14 protein-coding genes and 1 pseudogene are annotated in these 18,197 nt (G+C 71.6%); 11 read left to right on the top strand and 4 right to left on the bottom strand.

Features of this window, described 5'->3' with window-relative positions; all coding sequences use genetic code 11:
• Nucleotides 1–5: 5 nt before the first annotated feature.
• A pseudogene (locus CHC05_RS37940) lies at nt 6–959 on the bottom strand (glycoside hydrolase family 5 protein); the annotation flags it as partial.
• Between the two features lie 132 nt (nt 960–1,091).
• Here CHC05_RS37940 and CHC05_RS37935 point away from each other — a divergent pair.
• The 6 genes from CHC05_RS37935 (at nt 1,092) to CHC05_RS37910 (ending at nt 7,258) form a co-directional block, all read left to right on the top strand.
• Entirely contained in the window at nt 1,092–2,513 is a 1,422-nt protein-coding gene (locus CHC05_RS37935; protein WP_245871427.1) for an MDR family MFS transporter, read from the top strand.
• Nucleotides 2,514–2,675: 162 nt separating this feature from the next.
• Nucleotides 2,676–3,836 carry a DUF1996 domain-containing protein gene (locus CHC05_RS37930; RefSeq protein ID WP_089255488.1) on the top strand — a complete coding sequence of 387 codons (1,161 nt, stop codon included), beginning with the start codon at nt 2,676–2,678 and terminating at the stop codon, nt 3,834–3,836.
• A gap of 366 nt (nt 3,837–4,202) precedes the next feature.
• The gene (locus CHC05_RS37925; protein WP_089255487.1) at nt 4,203–4,832 is read left to right on the top strand and encodes a YoaK family protein; all 630 of its coding nucleotides are present in this window, start codon (nt 4,203–4,205) and stop codon (nt 4,830–4,832) included.
• A gap of 90 nt (nt 4,833–4,922) precedes the next feature.
• Complete coding sequence (locus CHC05_RS37920; protein WP_089255486.1) at nt 4,923–5,927, top strand: hypothetical protein; 1,005 nt, start codon at nt 4,923–4,925, stop codon at nt 5,925–5,927.
• A gap of 45 nt (nt 5,928–5,972) precedes the next feature.
• Nucleotides 5,973–6,485 (top strand): EXPERA domain-containing protein, encoded by a 513-nt coding sequence (locus CHC05_RS37915; RefSeq protein WP_089255485.1) that lies wholly within the window; start codon nt 5,973–5,975, stop codon nt 6,483–6,485.
• Nucleotides 6,482–7,258 (top strand): SDR family NAD(P)-dependent oxidoreductase, encoded by a 777-nt coding sequence (locus CHC05_RS37910; RefSeq protein ID WP_179266562.1) that lies wholly within the window; start codon nt 6,482–6,484, stop codon nt 7,256–7,258. Before CHC05_RS37915 ends, CHC05_RS37910 begins: the two co-directional genes overlap by 4 nt.
• Before the next feature lie 51 nt (nt 7,259–7,309).
• Here the strand turns inward: CHC05_RS37910 and CHC05_RS37905 are convergent, their stop codons facing one another.
• The 3 genes from CHC05_RS37905 to CHC05_RS43220 form a co-directional block, all read right to left on the bottom strand.
• A complete protein-coding gene (locus CHC05_RS37905; protein WP_089255483.1) occupies nt 7,310–7,699 on the bottom strand; it encodes a DUF805 domain-containing protein in 390 nt (129 codons plus the stop codon).
• Between the two features lie 134 nt (nt 7,700–7,833).
• Entirely contained in the window at nt 7,834–8,571 is a 738-nt protein-coding gene (locus CHC05_RS37900) for an alpha/beta fold hydrolase (RefSeq protein WP_245871424.1), read from the bottom strand.
• Between the two features lie 78 nt (nt 8,572–8,649).
• Nucleotides 8,650–10,776, bottom strand: a complete 2,127-nt coding sequence (locus CHC05_RS43220) for a BREX system ATP-binding domain-containing protein (protein ID WP_089255481.1) — start codon at nt 10,774–10,776, stop codon at nt 8,650–8,652.
• An 86-nt stretch (nt 10,777–10,862) separates the two neighbouring features.
• Here CHC05_RS43220 and CHC05_RS37890 point away from each other — a divergent pair, with 86 nt between their 5' ends.
• From CHC05_RS37890 to CHC05_RS37870, 5 genes are all read left to right on the top strand, one after another.
• Nucleotides 10,863–12,104 (top strand): ROK family transcriptional regulator, encoded by a 1,242-nt coding sequence (locus tag CHC05_RS37890; RefSeq protein WP_218824807.1) that lies wholly within the window; start codon nt 10,863–10,865, stop codon nt 12,102–12,104.
• Nucleotides 12,105–12,243: 139 nt separating this feature from the next.
• Entirely contained in the window at nt 12,244–14,925 is a 2,682-nt protein-coding gene (locus CHC05_RS37885) for a glycoside hydrolase family 38 N-terminal domain-containing protein (RefSeq protein ID WP_089255480.1), read from the top strand.
• A 36-nt stretch (nt 14,926–14,961) separates the two neighbouring features.
• Nucleotides 14,962–15,879, top strand: a complete 918-nt coding sequence (locus CHC05_RS37880; protein ID WP_089255479.1) for a carbohydrate ABC transporter permease — start codon at nt 14,962–14,964, stop codon at nt 15,877–15,879.
• Between the two features lie 17 nt (nt 15,880–15,896).
• Nucleotides 15,897–16,799 (top strand): carbohydrate ABC transporter permease, encoded by a 903-nt coding sequence (locus tag CHC05_RS37875; protein WP_089255518.1) that lies wholly within the window; start codon nt 15,897–15,899, stop codon nt 16,797–16,799.
• Between the two features lie 53 nt (nt 16,800–16,852).
• Nucleotides 16,853–18,190: an ABC transporter substrate-binding protein gene (locus tag CHC05_RS37870; protein ID WP_089255478.1), complete on the top strand. Its 1,338-nt coding sequence runs from the start codon at nt 16,853–16,855 to the stop codon at nt 18,188–18,190.
• Nucleotides 18,191–18,197: the final 7 nt, after the last annotated feature.

Raw genomic sequence — 18,197 nt, 5'->3', positions numbered from 1 at the left:
CGACGTTACGCCGCCGAGCGGCCACTCCGCAGGCGGTCCCGCACCCAGGTGCCGGCGGGCTTGAGCCGGGAGGTGTCCGCGTACGCACCGGCCTTGCAGGTGCCCTTCTTGAACACCGCGCCGGAGCGCTTGTCGTCACTCCAGTTCCAGTTGGCCCAGCTGATCTTCTTGGCCGCCATCAGGTCCAGATAGGACTGTGCCCGGGTGAAGTTGTCGCCACCGTCGCCCGTGTATTTCTGGGTGCCGAACTCGGTGACGAACATCGGCAGCTGGTCGGCCGCGCGGGACAGCGCGTTCAGGTAGGTGTGGCCGTGCGAGGCCGCGTAGAAGTGGAACGTGTACATCACGTTGGTCGCCCGCACCGGGTTCGCGACCACCTCGCGCTCGTCGGCGTCCTCCGAGATGCCCAGCGACGACCAACCCCGGGTGCCGACCAGCACGACCGCGTCGGGGTCCTGCGCGCGGATCACCGGGATCACCTGCTCCGCGTACGACCGGATCCGGCTCCAGGAGACGCCGCTGGGCTCGTTGGCGATCTCGTAGAGGATGTTCGACGCACCCCGATGGCGGCTGGCGATCTCGCCGAAGAAGGTGCGCGCGCGGGCGAGGTTGGCCATCGGGTCGCCCGGGTCGAGGATGTGCCAGTCGACGATCACGTACAGGCCGCGCGCCGTGGCCAGGTCGATGTAGTCGTCGACGAGCTCCGTGAACCTGCGCGGGTCGCTGGCGTAGCCGTCCTCCTGCACGTACATCGAGATCCGCAGCAGGTCGGCGCGCCAGTCCCGGGCCAGCACGTCCAGCGAGGGCCCGTTGACGCAGTTGGCGTACCACTGGATGCCGTGTGTGGACATCCCGCGGAGCTGGACCGGCTTCCCGGCCCGGTCGCACAGCTTGGTGCCGCAGACCCGCAGCGCGCCGTGGGTGCCGACGGGGGTCGACTCGGGAGCCGCCATTGCCGGTCCTATACCGACGGTGAGTGAAGTGACGACGGCCAGTAACCAGATCCGCATAAGGTGAAGAGATCACGCGGCTGCCGGAGTGACCGGGCACACCCTGGCGCTGTCACCCATCCGGGTGGAAGCTGGGACAACGTGCCCGCCACCCCCTCTGTAGCCACCGCCGGCGTCGGCTTCCGGTCCGAGCGCGGCCCGGTGCTCGCCGCGGTGATGCTCTCCACCGCGCTCGTCGCCATCGACTCGACCATTATCGCCACCGCCGTGCCGTCCGTGGTCGACGACATCGGCGGGTTCACCCAGTTCCCCTGGCTGTTCTCGGTCTACCTGCTGGCCCAGGCGGTCACGGTGCCGCTCTACGGCAAGCTCTCCGACCTGTTCGGGCGCAAGCCGGTGATCCTGTTCGGCATCGCCACGTTCTTCGTCGGCTCGGTGCTGTGCGGCCTCGCCACCAGCATGACCATGCTGATCATCTTCCGGGCGATCCAGGGCCTGGGCGCCGGTGGTATCGCGCCGGTGACCGTGACCATCGTCGGCGACCTCTACACGGTCGAGGAACGGGCCAAGGTCCAGGGGTACGTGGCCAGCGTGTGGGGCATCTCGTCGGTGGTGGGCCCGACGCTGGGCGGTGTCTTCAGCGAGTACGTGTCCTGGCGCTGGATCTTCTTCGTCAACATCCCGCTGTGCCTGCTGGCCGCCGGGATGATCTGGCGCAGCTACCACGAACGGCGCACGCCGGCCCGGCCGGTGATCGACTACCGGGGTGCCGTGCTGCTCACCGCCGGCCTGACGCTGCTGATCCTCGGCGTGCTGGAGGGCGGGCAGGCCTGGGCCTGGGTGTCGCCGGCCAGCGCGGCCACCCTCGGCATCGGCGCGCTGCTGCTCGCCGTCTTCCTGCTCGTCGAGCGCCGGACCAGCGAGCCGGTGCTGCCGCTGTGGGTGTTCCGCCGCCGGTTGCTGGTGGCCAGCGGGGTGGTCTCCGCGGGTGCCGGCGCGATCCTGCTCGGGCTGAGCTCCTACGTCCCGACGTACGCGCAGGAGGTGATCGGCGTCGGCCCGCTGGTCGCCGGCCTCGCCCTGGCCGCGCTCACGCTCGGTTGGCCGATCGCCGCCTCCCAGTCCGGCCGGCTCTACCTCCGGTTCGGGTTCCGCAACTGCGCGCTGACCGGCGTCACCATCATCGTGGCCGGCTGCGCGCTGCTGCTCCTGCTCGGCGGCGGCAGCAACGTGTGGCAGGTGGGCCTGACCTGCGCGGTGATCGGCTTCGGCATGGGCCTGACGGTCAGCCCGACGCTGATCGCCTCCCAGTCCAGCGTCGGCTGGAAGGACCGGGGTGTGGTGACGGCCAACAACCTGTTCCTGCGCTCGGTCGGGAGCTCGCTGGGCACCGCGGTGTTCGGCGCGGTGGCCAACGCGAAGCTGCGCGGGTCGCACGGCGATCCGGCTAGGCTGGTCGGCGCGGTCCACCACGTCTTCGTCGGTGTGCTCGCGGTGGCCGTCGTCGTGGCCCTGGCGGCCGTCCTGCTACCGCGCGGCGACGTGCTCGCACCCACTGAATAACCGAAACCTCGCAACGATTTTCTGTTATTCGTCGCGGCGGCCGCGGATGCTACCCGAGTGACCTGCAAACTCTCCTTATCTTCGGCTTAAGCCTGGTCGTGCGGCGATCGCCGGTACCTACAGTTCGGGCTGCCCAGCTTGTGTTCGGCCCGAGAGGCTCCGATGTCCCAACCGATTCCCGCACCGCGCCGCCCCTTCCTGCGCCGCCGGTCCACCTACCTCGTCGCGGTCCCGGTCGTCGTGGCTCTCGCCGCGAGCGTCGCGGTCACCACCGCGTACGCGCGTTCCGCCGACCCGAAGCCGACGTCGGCCGGCGGGGTCGTCGAAGTCGGCACCGAAGCCCTCCCGGAGGAGTTCGGTGCTGCCACTCCTGGGACCACGCCGTCCGCCGGCGCGCCCACGGCGACGCCGAAACCGTCCGCTTCGCCGGCAACCGCCGAGACGGCGAAACAGGCGCCGCCCGCCCGGCCCGGCTGGGTCGCGGTCGACCCGGCCAAGCAGGCCGCCGACGTCAAGGCGTTCTTCGCGCTGAAGCCGCGGAAGATCACCAACAACCCGGTGACGGTGCCGGAGTTCAACGCGTCGTGCAAGGTGAGCCACCGCAACGACGACGACCCGATCGTCGCGCCCGGGCTGAAGGGCGCCTCGCACAACCACACCTTCATGGGCAACACGAGCACGAACGCGTTCTCGACCACGCAGTCGCTGTTCGCCAACAAGAAGACCACCTGCTCGCCGGCTCAGGACCACTCGGCGTACTGGATCCCGACGCTGCTGCAGAACGGCAAGGCGGTGAACCCCAGCGGCGTCACCGTCTACTACGGATCGCGGCTGAAGGACCCGAGCAAGACGGTGCCGTTCCCGATGGGCTTCCGGATGATCACCGGTGACGCCAAGAACCAGAAGGACACCCCGGACAAGCAGGGCAACCACTTCTGGTGCGGTGGCATCGGCGGTGAGACCGGCCGCACGCCGGACGGGGAGTGGCCGGTCTGCGCGAAGACCGCGAACCTGGTCCGCCAGGTCACCTTCCCGGACTGCTGGGACGGCAAGCACCTGGACAGCCCCGACCACAAGTCGCACGTCGGCCCGGCCGACCGGGACGGCAAGTGCTCGGGCAAGTTCCCGGTCGCGATCCCGTCGGTGTCGTTCGTCATCGGCTACCCGCTGAACACCAACATGACCGGCATCAAGCTGGCCTCGGGCACGGGCTACTCGATGCACGCCGACTTCTTCAACGCGTGGGAGCCCGCGGCGCTCGCCGCGCGCGTCCGCAACTGTGTGAACCAGGGCGTCAAGTGCGGATCCGACGGCCAGTTCTGAGCCCGGCCGCCACACGCCGACTGGCGGCCGTCGGGGGTGCTCGTCGCCACGGCCGTAGCCGTCCCGTTGACCGTGGCGACGACATCCGCCCGGCCGGCCACCCCCGCGGTGGCCGGCCCGGCGCCGCGCGTACCACCGAGCTGGCGCGGCTCAAGCCGGTCTTAGGTTCGGGTTAAGGACCCGCCACGGTGGACGAATGCCTCGTAGAGTCCGCCCGTGAACGCACGACCGCCGGACCCGCGCCGCCGGCGCCGGACCCTGCCGCGCCGCCCGCTCCGCCGTCGCCCCTCGGCCCGCCGTCCACCCCGTCGGCTGGGCTGATTCCGTTCTGCCGCGAAAGTCCAGTTCGTCGCGTACGGTGATCCCGTGGTGCTGGCGGGGTTGGCTCGGCGCGGCGGGCGCCGGGTCACCCCGCTCTCCCTTGCCGCCTGCGCCGGTGCGGTCGACGTCGTCGCGTTCGCCGGCCTCGGCGGCGCCTTCGCCAGCGTCGTCACCGGCAACCTCGTCGTCGCCGGCCTGGGCATCGGCACGGCCGACAACCACGTGTTCGCGACGCCGGCGGTCGCGGTCGCCGGCTACAGCGCCGGCGTCCTGTGGGCGCAGGCGACCCCGCGCTGGCGGTGGCCGGCCCACCTGGTCGTCGAACTCGCGCTGCTCGGTGCCCTGACCGCCGGCTGGGCCGCGACCGACGGTCGGCCGGGCCCGACCACCTCGTTGTTGCTGCTGGCGACGGCGGGCGTCGCGATGGGCACGCAGAGCGTCGTGGCCCACCGCATGCACGAGGCGACGACCTACCTGACCGGCACGTTGACCGGCGCGCTGCACGACCTGGTCGCGGGTCAACGCGGCCGGCGCGCGGCGGCCCTCGGCCAACTGGCCGCGCTGGCGTCGGGTGCTGCCGTGGCCGCCGTCCTGTTCCAGACGGCCCGCTGGTCCGTACCCCTGCTGGCGATCGGTCTCCTCCTGCTCGCCATCGCGGCCTTCCACCGCCGCTAGGGGCAGCGCGAGCGGGGACCTGGGCATTATGTTGATGCCCGTCTGTGGCCGACCGTGGCGACAGCGCACGAGCTCCCGCAGAGGCGAAACATGTACCCGGACCCTTCATACCCTGGACAGCAGCCGGGCGACCCGGCTGCCGGCGGCGTTCCGACCGGTGGCTATCTGCCGCCACCCCAGTTCGGGCCGCAGCAGCCCGCCGATCCGCTGATCAGCCCCGACTACAGCGGCTGGTGGAACCGCGGCGTGGCGATCGCCAAGGCCGGTTGGCGCCCCCTGGCGGGGCTCCAGGTGGTCGGCGTGGTCCTCGCGCTCCTGGTGCAGGCACCCGTCGCGGTCTTCATCGCGCTCGCGTCCGACGACCTCGAGAACTCCTTCACCACCACCGACGCGAGTGGCAATCCCGACCTGACGCCGTTCATCGTGGTGATGTCGCTGACCGTCGGAGCGGCGCTGCTGGCGGTCCTGCTGACGACCGTGGTGACGCTCGCCAGCGTCTACATCGGGGTCAGCATCGCCGTCGGAGTCCCGCCGCGGTTGGGTGACGCGGTGCGGATGGCCGTCCGGCGGGTCTTCCCGCTGATCGGCTGGCAACTGCTCGCGATACCGATCTACCTGGTCGCGGTCTGCCTCTGCGTCCTGCCGATCTTCTACGTGGTGGCCGTCTTCGCGGTCCTGCCGGTGGTCGTAGCGGTCGAACGGACCAACGCGATCAGCCGCTGCTTCACGCTGTTCCACCGCGACTTCGGGGCGGCTGCGGGCCGCATCGCCACGATTCTCGGCATCACCTTCGGCGTCGGCGTGGTCGGTGCGCTGATCGGCGGCGGGATCGAGGCCGCGACGGGCGTCTCGGTGAACGGCAACGCCGGCATCATCGCGGGCTCGATCGTGTCGACGCTGCTGACCTCGGTCATCTCCGGCGCGGTGGCGGTGCTGCTCGCTCCGCTGACCCTGACCGCGTACGCCGACCTGCGCGCCCGCGTCGAGCCGACCAACGCGATGACCATCGCCCAGCAGCTCGGCATCCTCCCGCCGGACAGCCCATGGTCCTCCTACCCGACCGGCACGCCTGAGCCGCCCACCGTTCCCGCGTAAATCAGATCTTGTTGACGGCCCCGCGCAGGGGCCAGGATCTCAGCCATGACCGTGCCCCTGCGCGAGCGCAAGTTCGACTGGTTCTTCGTGGGCTTCTTCGCCGTCAACGCGTCTGTCATCACCTACATCGTCGACCTCGAGCAGATCGTGGTCCGCGACCCGGCCAACTTCGACTATCCACTGTGGCCGCCCGGCCCGGCGATCGACCTGGTGCACTGGTGGGGTGAGCACTTCGACCCGCTGTTGCTGGCCCGACCGCCGTTCTGGCAGATGACGATCTGGATCGACCTGGTCTTCTTCGGGCCGTTCTACTTTCTCGCCCTGTACGCGTTCATCCGCGGCCGGAACTGGATCCGGGTGCCGGCGCTGGTGTGGTCGGGCACCATGCTGGCCAACGTCCTGATCATCCTGATGGACGAGCGGTACGGCGTCACCCCGGCGCCCAACTTCGCGATCGTCCTGGCCGCCAACGCCGCTTGGCTGCTGACACCGTTCCTGATGATGTGGCGGATGCGGCGGGACAACCCGTTCACCCGCCCCGAGCCGGTGACCGCGTGAGGCCGGGCTTCGCCGACCGGTACGGCCCGTGGGCGCTGGTCGCCGGGGCGTCCGAGGGCCTCGGTGCCGCCTTCGCGCACCGGCTCGCGGAGCTCGGTCTGAACCTGGTCCTCGCGGCTCGCCGGACGGAGCCGCTGACCGGCCTCGCCGCGACCCTGCCGACGAACACGGTCACGGTCAGCGCCGATCTGTCGACAGTGGACGGGCTAGCCGCCGTCGCCACCGCGACCGAGGGTCTCGACGTCGGCCTGGTCGTCGCGAACGCCGCCTACTCGCCGATCGGCCGGTTCGTCGAGATGGACCCGGAGCTCACCCGCCGGGCCGTCGACCTCAACTGCCGGATGCCGCTGGAGTTGGCACACCGGTTCCTGCCGCCCATGGTGACCCGCGGGCGGGGTGGCCTCGTGGTCATGTCGTCGCTGGCCGGCATGCAGGGCTCGCCGCCCATCAGCGTCTACGCCGCGACCAAGGCGTTCGGCGCGATCCTCGGGGAAGGCCTCTGGGCCGAGCTGCGCGGCACCGGCGTCGACGTGGTCACCTGCATGGCCGGCGCGGTCGCCACGCCGAACCTGGCGGGCGCGAAGGCGCGGCCGGCGCCCGGCACGCGGACGCCCGACCAGGTCGTGCGGGCCGCGTTGCGGGGGCTCGGCCGCGGGCCCCGGGTGGTGCCGGGGCTGGGCATGCGGGTCTCGTCGGTGCTCATGTCGCGGCTGCTGCCGCGCCGCGCCGCGATCGCGGTCATCGCCCGGGCCTCCCGGGACCTGAGCGCTTGACTCCGCGGCGTGCGGTGGCTGGCCGGGACGGGCCAGCCACCATCCGCGATGTCAGGAAGCGAAGCCAGGCGCGACGGCGCCCTGCTCCTTCGGGTTCGGACCGAAGCGGTTCGTGCCGGGCTTGCTGTCGCCGGCCATGAACACGATCAGGACGATGGCGCCGATCAGCGGGATCAGCGCGAGCAGCACCCACCAGCCGGAGCGGTCGGTGTCGTGCAGGCGGCGCACCGCGACCGCGAGGCCCGGGAGGAACAGCGCGAGGCCGAGCAGGCCACCGATGATGCCGTTGCTGGTGTCGAACAGCACGCTGTCGAGGACCCGGGCGACGACGTTGACGAGGATGCTGAAGACCACGAACCACCAGTATTCCGACCGGCGGGCGCGGCCGGAGAAACCGACGTAGTTGGTGAGAACAGCCTTGATCGAGTCAGTGAAGGACATTACCTGTCTCCGGTGTAGAAAATGTGAACCTGCATGATCGGTGCCAACGGATCGAAGCAGTTCGACATCTCGGAAACAATGGCCGACCAGTCAGACCAGGTCAGCCCGCTCGGCGGATCATTTCGGTCGGCCGGTCAGTCGCGGGGCATCGCGGGAACCCCTGTCCCCGCTAGGATCGCGGCCATCTCGCGTGGCCGCGCGAGGTGTGGAAAGTGGCCGCTTCCTGACAACACGGTGACATCCAGGTCGGGCACCAGGCCGGCGAGCCACTCGCGGTACGCCGGATCCGGCTCCGCTCCGGTCACGTAGCGGTACGGGAGGCCGCTCGCGCTGATGATGGCCAGGTCGCTGGCCCGGCGGTCGGTGAGTCGCTCCGCGGGCTGGGTGAGCAGCTCGTTCCAGTAGCCCAGCAACAAGTCCCGCGGTGGTGTCCCGGCCGACTCGACCAGTCGCCGGGCGTCCGGCGGCAGCAGTTCGACACCCATCCGGTCCACCAAGGACTGCCACACCTGCGCGTAGTCCGGGCCGCGCAGCACCGGCTCGACCTGGCGCAGCATCGCCGCGAAACCGCCGGGCAGCAGCGGTTGGTCCACATTGACCACACCCCGTGCGGGGTAGGCGGCCGCGTACATCGTCGCCAGCACGCCACCGAGCGAATGCCCGACGACCACGGGCGCGTCGAGCCCGGCGTCGAGCACCGCGTCGTGGATGGTCCGCGTCACGTCGTCCAGCCCGTAGCCGTGCCGGGCGACCGACGCGCCGTGCCCGGGCAGGTCGAGGGCCAGCACCCGCCGGCCCGGGTCGAGCCGCTCCAGCTCCGCCAGCGTCGGCGACCAGTGGCGCCGGTCGAAGCTCAGTCCGTGCAGGAGCACCAGAGGGGCACGCTCATCCAAGAGTTCCATGTCTGGGGAGGCGTAACCCCGGGGGCGACATCCTGTTCGTGGTGGCGATCACAGCTGCCAGCGGCCCGGCCCGCCGGGCGCCGGCTGGTAGCGGAAGAGGCGGCCGGTGTGCAGGGAGGCGCGTAGGTGGGCGCCGGCGAGCGGGGCCGCCGCCGCGATCCGCTCGACGGTGGTCCGCACCGCGCGGGTGGCGTTGACCCGCGCCCGTTCCGCCTCGTCGGAGACGGTTCGCGGGCGCCCGCCGAGCCCGGTCGCCCGGCGCAGCTCGGCCACCAGCGCGGTGCGCTCGGCCTCGACCGCCGCCGCCCGGTCCGCGTCGCCGGCCCGGTCAGCGGCCGCGAGCTGTTCGTCCAGGACGCTCACCCGGCGCCGGTACGCGGCCCGCGCGGCGTCGTCGAGCACCGGCTCCGGCGTCACCCGCAGGCCGGCGCCACCGGCGACGAGGTCGAGCGCGGGGAGCTCCTGCCCGGGTGCCGCGAGGAGCGTGCGCAGGTAGTGCACGCCCCGACCGTCGCGGAGCCGAGCCGTCTCCGACCCGGCGTGCAGCAGCCAGTCGTCGCCGTCGCGCAGCAGCGACCATTCGTCCGGTGCTGGATCGAGGTCGGCGAGCAACCCGCGCAGGCCGAGCCGCTCAGCGATCGACCGGGCCCGGGCGAGGTCGCCGGCCCCGGCCCGGGCGGCGAGGGAGTAGGCCAGCCACGGCAGCGTTCCGGCCCGTTCCTCCAGGTCGACGGCGCGGTCGAGGTGGGCGGTCGCTTCCGCCGGTCGGTCCAGCCGGCGCGCGAGCCGGCCCAGGTAGTCGTCGACCGGCCCGCTGATCGTGTTCGCACCACCCCAGACCACGAGCTGTCCGGCGTACGGCAGGAGGGCGTCGTACAAGGCCCGGGCCGCCGACGCGTCCTGCGACCGGGCAGCGACGGCCGCGAGCTCGGACGCCGCGGCGAGCCAGCGTGGACCGCTGCCGGCGAGCACGGCCGGCAGCGTCCGGGCGAGTTCGAGTTCTGCCTCGGCCGGGTGACCGGTCTCCATCAGCACCCGGGCCAGCGTCGCCTCGAAGAAGTGCCCAGGCAGCCGGCGGGCCAGCGCGCGCAGCGTGTCGACCTCCCGGTCCTCGCCCCGGAGCTGGTCGAGCGGGCCGCGCAGGGTGGCGACCAGGCGTTCGGTGTCGGCCACGCCGGCGTGGCGTCCTCGCTCGGCCACCTGGGCCACCAGGTCGTCGGCCGTGTCGAAGCGGCCGCGGATGGTAGCGAGCATCGCCTGGCGGGCCAGCACCACGACCGCCGCCTCGCTGTCGCCGGCCAGCTCGCCGGTGCGGGCGTACGCGATCAGTGCGGTCTCGGCGCCGGCCAGGTCGCCCAGCTCGGCGCGGCCGACGAAGGTCCAGAACAGGCCGCGCAGCTCGAGCCGGGCGTCGCCGGCCGCCCGCGCCTGGGTGACGATCTCCGTGGCGGTGGCCAGCCGGTCAGCGGCGGCGGCCGGATCCCACAGCGCGTGCAGCCGCGCGTCGAGGACCTCGGCGAGCACGCCGGGGCCGGCGGTCCGCGCGAGCGCCACGGCCTCGGCGATCAGCTCCTGCCGGCGTACCACCGTCGCGGGGTCGCCCAGCAGCTCGCGGGCGAGCCGGGCCAGCACCCGCGCCCGGGTGGCCGGCGGGCTCGGCCGCGTCGTGGCCTCCTCCAGCAGCCGGACGAGCCCGGCGTCCAGTTCGAGGAACTCGGCGCGCGACGGGGTCGCCAGCGCGAGCTGGACGACCGCGTCGCCGGACGACCCGGCCAGTTCCGCGGCGAGCCGCAGCGCCGGACCGGGCAGACCGCCCGTGGCCAGCCACAACGCGTGCACCGCGTCGGCCGGCAGGTCGCCGACCAGCTCGGCGAGCTCCGGCTCCGGCAGCCCGCCCAGCCGCACCTCGGTGCCGACGCCGAGCGGCTCCCGGCTGGTCGCGACCACGACGGTCCCGGGCTCCGGGGCGAGCCCGGCGAGGCGGGCGGCGCTGTCGTCGACCACGACCAGTCGCAGGCCGCGCGAGCGGGCGAGCTCCGCGGCGGCGTCGGCCAGCGCGGTCTTGCCGGCGCCGGCCGGACCGGTGACGACGAGCAGCTCGCCGTGCCCGCGGGCGGCCCGGTCGAGGGCCCGCTCGACGGTGGCCAGCTCCCGGCGACGCCCGACCAGATCCACCTGACCAGCCTAGATAAGGCGCGACCGGACCACTGTGTGTGGCGCCACGGCTTGCTTCCGCGCCGCGTTTCCGACTTAATTACGCGGTGGTGTTCACGGGCTCGAACCTGCCCGCGGTCGGCGAGTACAACCAGACCGTCGTCCTCGACGCCATCCGTCGTCATCCGCACGGCAGCACCCGGTCGAAGCTCGCCACCTTCACCGGCCTGAGCTCGATGACCGTCGCCAACGTGTGCCGGCGGCTGCTGGCCAGCGGGCTGGTCGAGGAGCGCGGCACCCACGTCAACGGGCCCGGCAAGCCGGCGGCCATCCTGCACCTGAACCCGGGTGGCGGCTTCGCGATCGGCGTGCACATCGACCCCGCCGTCGTGACCTACGTGCTGGTCGACCTCGCGGGCGAGGTGCGGGACCACACCCGCAGCGGCACGCCGTCCGCGCAGGATCCCGAGTCGGTGATCGACGAGATGGCCCGCTCGATCGACGCCCTGATCACGGCGTCCGGCGTCGACCGCTCCCGGGTGCTCGGCATCGGCATCGCCACCCCGGGCCCGGTCAACATCGAGGACGGCATCGTGCTGAACCCGCCGATGCTGCCGCACTGGCACCGGGTTCCGCTGCGGACGGCGCTGAGCGCCGCGACCGGCCTGCCGGTGCGGCTGGAGAAGGACGTGACCGCCGCGGCGGTGGCCGAGCTCTGGTACGCGGAGCCGTCCGACAGCCGCGATTTCGCGTTCATGTACTACGGCACCGGCCTCGGCACCGGCATCGCGGTGGCGGGCGAGGTCGTGCGGGGGATCAGCTCGAACGCCGGCGACCCCGGCCACATGACGGTCGACCCGTCCGGGCCGGAATGCGTGTGCGGCCGCCGTGGCTGTGTCGGCTACAGCGTGACGCCGCGCGCGCTCGTCGAGAAGGCGCAGGGCCTGGGCATCCTCGACGGCGAGCTGGCGCCCGGCGCCGAGGGGATCCCGCAGATCGACGAGGCCTTCACCCGGCTGGCCGCGCTGGCCGGGGCCGGCGACCCGCGGGCGTACGCGGTGATCGCCGACGCGGCCCGCCAGCTCGCCCGCGCCGTCGTCGTCATCGTCAACCTGCTCGACATCGACCGCGTCATCTTCGGCGGCCCGTTCTGGTCGCGCGTCGCGCCGATCGTCCTCGATGTGTTGCCGAGCGTGGTGCGCGAGGACCCGGCCCTGGTGCCGCCGCACGAGGTGCGCTTCACGGAGTCCGTGATCCCGGTCGACGTCGCCGCGGTAGGTGCCGCGAGCCTGGTGTTCGACAGCACGTTTTCCCCCCGCCCGTCCACGCTGCTGATCGCCGCGGGCTGAACTAGATCCCAACGCACCGCCATGACCTGCCTGAACGGCGGGTGATCTTCCTATTGCGCTGATTTTGAAAACATGATGTTCTAATTGCCGATCAAGCCCCGGTCGCCTCGCGACGCACCAGGAAAGGGCATCGGCCTCGATGCAGAACTACGCCGTCTTCGTCCCGCACTTCCACTGGGACCGTGAGTGGTACGAGCCGTTCCAGGTCTTCCGCCACCGCCTCGTGGATGCGTTCGACGTGGTCCTGGAGACCGCGAAGAACGACCCCGAGTTCCGCTTCACCGTGGACGGTCAGACGGCGGCGATCCTCGACTACCTGGAGATCCGGCCGGAGCGGGCGGAAGAGGTGCGCGCGCTCGCCGAGAGCGGCCGGCTCGCGCTCGGCCCCTGGTACATCCTGCTCGACGAGTTCCTCTGCTCCGGCGAGACGATCGTGCGGAACCTCCAGTTCGGCTGGTCGGACGCCCAGGCGCTGGGCCGGGCGATGCCGCTGGGCTACCTGCCGGACATGTTCGGGCACGTCGCGCAGATGCCGCAGATCCTGCGCCGGGCCGGCATCACCGACGCCGCGCTGTGGCGGGGCGTACCGGGCAGCGTCGCCGGCCACGCGTTCCGCTGGGAGGCGCCGGACGGTTCGGCTGTGCGCACCGAGTTCCTGTTCGACGGCTACGACAACGGCCTCGACGTGATCCTGGTGCCGGCGGTCGTCGGCCGGGCCCTCGACGACTACACCCGGATGACCGCGGACCGGTGGGGCGACGACCCGGTGCTCGCCATGGTCGGCACCGACCACGCCGCGCCCGACCCGCGGCTCGGTGAGTGGCTGCGGGCGGCCGATCGCGGCATCCGGGTCGCCACCATCGAGGAGTACGTCACCGGGCACGCCCGCGACGAGGTCCGCGAGACGGTCCGCGGTGAGCTGCGCAGCCACGTCCGCGGCAACATCCTGCCGGGCGTGCTGTCGGTGCGCGCGGAGCTCAAGCGGGCCATGGCCACCGCCGAGCGCACGGTCGACCACGCGGAGCGGTTCGCGGCGACCTGGGGCAGCGACGGTGAGGGTCCGTTCCTCGAGCTGGCCTGGCGCAAGATCGTGGAGTCGTCGGCGCACGACTCGGTCGTCGGCTCCGGCACCGACGAGACGTCGGACCAGGTCGGCGCCCGGCTCGCCGAGGCCGAGCACGCGGCCCGCGGGGTGCGCGACGCGGCTCTCGACCGCCGCGCGGCCGCCGTCCCCGCGGGCGCCTACCTGGTCGCCAACCCGCTGCCGTACGACCGGACCGCCGTGGTCGAGGTCGCCGCGGAGCTCGCCGCCGACGGCTACGCCGCGCGCACCGGCGACGGCATGCTGCTGCCCGCCCAGCCGGTGGCCACCGCGCCGACCGTGCTCGGCGACGAGACCGTGCCGGCCGGCGAGCTCGACCGGGTGCTGCGCCGCATCCACCGCCGGGAGCTGTTCGGCAAGCTGATCGACCACTACGTCCTCGCGCCCGGCTTGCTCGAGTTCCACCTGGCCGACGTGCCCACCCGGCCCGAGTTCGACCTGCTCGAGCTGCGGTCGGCGGTCGCCGCCGCCGAGCCGGAGCACGGTGGGCCCTGGCGGGTGCGCACGCTGGCCGCTCCGGTCGTCACGGTCGCCGTGGCGGTGCCGACGCCGGCGTCCGGGTCGGCCGCGATCCGGATCGAGCCAGGGACCGCGCGCCAGAACGGCGGCGTCCGGGTCGACGGGCAGACCCTGGCCAACGGTCGCGTCACCGTGACCGTCGAGGCCGAGGGCACGCTGGAGCTGGTGGGGGAGGACGGCACCCGCCTCGCGGGCGTCGGCCGCCTCGTCGACGGCGGCGACCGTGGCGACAGCTACAACTACGGCCCGCCGCGGCACGACCTGCTGGTCGAGAAACCGAGCCGGGTCACCGTCGAGGTGCTCGAAGCTGGTCCGGTGCGGGGAGCCGTCCGCGTCCTGCGCGACTACGACTGGCCGGTCGCCCTCGCCGACGACGTCGACCACCGCTCGCCCGCGACCCGCCCGGTCACCGTGGAGACGCTGGTCCACCTGCACGCCGGCGAGCCGTTCGCCCGGGTCACCACCAGCTTCGTCAACCCGTCGGCCGACCACCGCCTGCGGTTCCACGTCCCGCTACCGTCGCCGGTCACCGGGTCCGCCGCCGAGGGCCAGTTCAGCGTCACCGAGCGCGGGCTGACGAGCGAGGGCGGCTGGGGCGAGTTCCCGCTGCCGACGTTCCCCGCCTCGTCGTTCGTCACCGCCGGCGCGGCCACGGTGCTCCTCGAACACACGGCGGAGTACGAGGTCGTCGGCACCGAGCTCGCGGTCACACTGCTGCGGGCGGTCGGCGCGATCAGCGTCAACCTGCACCCGCTGCGCGACGAGCCGGCCGCGCTGCACCTGCCGGCGCCGGGCGCGCAGTCCCTCGGCCGCGAGGTCGTCGCCCGGCTGGCGATCCTGCCGTCCGCGCGGGGCTGGCGGGCCGCGGGCGCGGTGCGCGCGGCGGAGCTGTTCCGCAACGACGCGTCCGTCCGGCGGGGTGCCGGCACCGCGGCCGCGCTGCTCCCGTCGTCCGACTCCGGCATCCGGGTCACCGGCACCGACGTCGCGGTCTCGACCGTGCGGCCGGTGGCCGGCGGCACCGAGGTCCGGATCGTCGCGATGGCCCCCGAGCCGGTCCGCGCCGTGCTCGGCGGACCGTTCGGCGCGGTCGAGACGACCACCCTGCTCGGCGATCCGTTGGACCGCACCGAGGCGGCCGGCGAGCTGACGCTCGAGCTGGCGCCCTGGGAGATCCGCACGCTCCGGCTCACCCACTGAACCCCGGCCCCCGTCCACCCATCGCATGAGGCAGCAATGACGCTAACCAGCACAGCCCGGCGCCTACGCCGGCCGATGTTCCGCGAGCGGCGGCGTGAGACGTGGTACGCCATCGCGTTCGTCGCGCCCGCCGCGATCGGGTTCGTGGTGTTCTACCTCTTCCCGGCGATCCGCGGTGTCTGGCTCAGCTTCACCGACTACGACCTGTTCTCGTCGGGAGAGTTCGTCGGCGGAGCCAACTACGCCCAGATCGTCGACGACAAGGTGTTCTGGAACGCCCTGCTGGTGACCGCCGAGTACGTGGTCGTCAACATCGGCCTGCAGACCGCGGTGGCGCTGCTGATGGCGGTGCTCATGCAGCGGCTGGCCAAGTCGCTGGTCATCCGGGGCATCCTGCTCGTGCCGTACATGGTCTCCGGTGTCGTCGTGGCCCTGCTCTGGCAGTGGCTGCTCGACTACCAGATCGGCATCGTCAACAACGCGCTCGACTTCGTCGGCCTGCCCCGCCAGTCGTTCTTCGGCGACCCGGCGCTGGCGATCCTCACGGTCGCGTTCATCAACGTGTGGAAGAGCATGGGCTACACGGCGCTGCTGCTGTTCGCCGGGCTCCAGGCCATTCCCAAGGACGTGTACGAGGCCGCGGCGATCGACGGCGCCTCGGAGGCCAAGGCGTTCTGGCGGGTCAGCCTTCCGCTGCTGCGGCCCGTACTCGCGCTGGTCCTGATCGTGTCGTTGATCGGCTCGTTCCAGATCTTCGACACCATCGCCGTCACCACCAAGGGCGGACCGGTCAACGCGACCCGGGTCATCTACTACTACATCTACGACCTGGCCTTCAACAGGTACGACTTCGGCTACGCCTCGGCGATCGCGCTGGTGCTGTTCGCCATCCTCCTCGGGGTCACGCTGATCCAGCTGCGCCTGACCCGCGCCAACAAGTCCGATCTCGCGTGAGCCGGCCGGAGAACCGCATGACCACCATCGCCGTGTCCCGCCGCCGATTCCACCCGGGCCGGGCGTTCGCCTGGGTCCTCGTCGGGGTCTTCGTCCTGATCACCCTGTTCCCGTTCTACTGGATGCTGCGGACGTCGTTCTCCACCAACGGCGCGCTGCCGAGCCACTCCAACAGCCTGCTGCCGGCCGAGGGCACGCTGGACGCGTACCGCCGCGTGCTCGGCCTGTCGAGCGTCAGCGAGGCGCTCGAGAAGGGCGGCTCGACCGCCTCCGTGGACTTCTGGCGCTACCTGCGCAACTCGTTCATCGTCGCCATCTCGACCACGGTGGTGCAGACGCTGTTCTCCGCGCTGGCCGCGTACGCCTTCGCCCGCCTGCGCTGGCCCGGGCGCAACGTGGTCTTCACCATCTTCCTGTCGGCGCTGATGGTGCCGCCGATCTTCACGACGCTGCCGAACTTCATCCTCATCCGGGACCTGGGACTGCTCAACACGTTCCTGGGCATCGTCCTGCCCAACCTGCTGATGTCGCCGTTCGCGGTGTTCTTCCTGCGGCAGTTCTTCCTCAACATCAGCACCGAGATCGAGGAGGCGGCGCGACTCGACGGCGCCGGGCACCTGCGGACGTTCTTCCGGGTCATCGTCCCGATGAGCGCCGCGCCGATCACCACCCTGGCGATCCTGACGTACGTCGCCGCGTGGAACGACTACTTCTGGCCGCTGCTCGTCGGCCAGGACGAGAACGTCCGGGTGCTGACCGTGGCGCTCGGCATCTTCAAGGCACAGACCCCGAACGGCGGCGGACCCGACTGGTCCGGGCTGATGGCGGCGACCGTCATCGCGGCCCTCCCGGTCGTCATCCTCTTCACGCTGCTCGGCAAGCGAGTCATCAACTCGATCCAGTTCTCCGGGGTCAAGTGACGCGTTCCCCGTCGACCCCGGCATCCCCCTACAAACGGAAGGAACAACCCACGGTGAAGTGGCGTAAGAGTGCCGCCGTCGCGGCGGCAGCACTGACCGCGGCCGGCGTGCTCGCCGGTTGTGGCTCGTCGGACTCGGGCTCCGGCTCCGGTTCCGGCTCCGGCGGCAAGGTCGACCTGAGCTACTGGCTCTGGGACGCCAACCAGCAGCCGGGATACCAGAAGTGCGCGGACGCGTTCACGGCCGCCAACCCGAACATCAGCGTCACGGTGAAGCAGTACGGCTGGGACGACTACTGGAGCAGCATCACGACCGGCCTGGTCAGCGGCACCGCTCCGGACGTGTTCACCAACCACGCCTCGTACTTCCCGACGTTCGTCGACAAGCACCAGATCTTGCCGATCGACGACGAGCAGGTCGACCTGTCCGCGTACCGGGCCGGGCTGCCCGAGCTCTGGGTCGGCACCGACGGCAAGCGCTACGGGCTGCCGAAGGACAACGGCCTGGTCGGCCTCTACGCCAACGCGGGGCTGCTGGAGAAGGCCGGCAAGACCGCGGCCGACCTCGCCAACCTGACGTGGAACCCCACCGACGGTGGGACTTTCGAGCAGCTCATCGCGCACCTGACGGTCGACAAGGCCGGCAAGCGCGGCGACGAGGCCGGCTTCGACAAGACCAAGGTCGAGGTGTACGGGCTGGGCCTCAACGGCGCCGGTGACGGCTCGGGCGAGTCGATCTGGGCGCAGTACGCGCTGTCGAACGGCTGGACGTACTACTCGGGCTCGACCTCGAAGCCGGTCTTCAACTACAACGACCCGAAGTTCACCGACACCATGAAGTGGTTCCGCGGCCTGTCGGACAAGGGCTTCATGCCGTCGCTGAAGGTCGCGTCGAGCGGCATCGGCATGCAGGCGTCCTACGGCGCCGGCAAGTACGCGATGACCACGGACGGCGTGTGGAGCGCCAAGTCGTACTTCGAGCTGAAGGACGTCAAGACCACCATCGCGCCGCTGCCGACCGGTCCCGCCGGCCGCCAGTCGACGACCAACGCGCTCGGCGACGCGGTCACCGCCACCACGAAGCACCCGGCGGAGGCCAAGAAGCTGCTCGTGTTCCTGGGTGGCAAGGACTGCCAGTCGATCGTCGCCAAGGAGGGCGTGGTGCTGCCGGCCATCACCAGCGCCATCGAGGAGGCGAAGGCGACCTTCAAGACCAACGGGATCGACATCCAGCCGTTCCTGGAGCCGAAGACCAGCATCGAGCCGGTCGTGCCGAACTGGGCCGACGCCATGGCGATCTTCAAGCCCGCCATGGAGGCGTTCCTGAACGGCCAGACCCAGGCGGACAGCTTCGTCGGGGTCAACGACCAGATCAACGCGCTCTACAAGTAGTTCACTG

The sequence above is a fragment of the Asanoa hainanensis genome (assembly GCF_900188485.1).
GTDB lineage: Bacteria > Actinomycetota > Actinomycetes > Mycobacteriales > Micromonosporaceae > Asanoa > Asanoa hainanensis.
This window is presented reverse-complemented; position numbering and strand designations above follow the sequence as displayed.